This is a genomic window from Mesorhizobium sp. M7A.F.Ca.AU.002.02.1.1, assembly GCF_003998535.1.
GTDB classification, from domain to species: Bacteria; Pseudomonadota; Alphaproteobacteria; order Rhizobiales; family Rhizobiaceae; genus Mesorhizobium; species Mesorhizobium ciceri.
The window spans coordinates 1-886 of record NZ_RZPB01001322.1 but is presented as its reverse complement, the minus strand read 5'-3'; the positions used below and the strand labels follow the sequence as shown (position 1 = coordinate 886).

The window sequence follows — 886 nt, the reverse complement described above, 5'->3', positions numbered from 1 at the left end:
CGCTTGGGCCGTGCCAACATGTCGATTCTGCTCAGGCGTGGTTTCGTCAAGATCCCAGTCGAGGTCGCCGACAAGGTCGGCCGGTTCCTCGGCAGGCTGGGCAACAGGCGGCGGGGCAGCGACAGCCGGCTGAGCCGTGACAGGCTCGCTGGCCACCGGCGCCGTGCGGGAAGTCATGGCGCCCAGCAGCGCATTCAACTCGTCTTCCAGGCTCCGTTCGTCCGCAATCGGGGCGTGCACCGCCGGCGCGACATTGGCTTCTGGCGCCGCCGGCTGGATCGTAGCGGCAGCAACTTCGGCGACCGGCTCTTCGACCGTTTCGGCGAACGAATCTTCAAAGTTCAGGTCGAAGGCATCGTCCGACAGGCCTTCAGGGTTGGAAATCTCGCTTGTTGAGTCCGCAGCATCGGCAAGCACTTCATGCGCTTCCGGCTCGTCGAAGGCGATCGGCTCATCCGCGCGAACGTCGAAATCCATGTCGACATCGGCCATGGCATCGTCGAGGCCAGCAAAGCTCTCGTCGGAGATTGCCTGGCCGTCAAGCGCCGCCGCCTGCTCCGGCATGGCATGCTCGACGGGATCGGCGGCCATGAATGACTGTTCCGCCGCCGAATGGTCGTCGAGCATCAGCTCGTCTTCAAGCGACATTGCCACCGCATCGTCGAATTCGTCATCGGAGGCAACCGGCTCGACAGAAGCGGGCGTATCGGCAACGCTGTACAGGGCCTCTTCGGCTTCCTCATCGATCCGAAGGTCCTGGTCGAGCGAGGCGGCAAGCTCGTCCGCCATCGACTGATCGTCCTCGAAGGGGGACACGTCCTCGAGCGAACCGGCGACGGCATCGCCAATGTCGGACGCGAAAGCGGGCTCGACGGACGGCACGGCT

1 pseudogene is annotated in these 886 nt (G+C 64.6%); it reads right to left on the bottom strand.

The window, feature by feature from the left end:
• Positions 1–886 (bottom strand): annotated as a pseudogene (locus EN879_RS37455) (SPOR domain-containing protein); the annotation flags it as partial.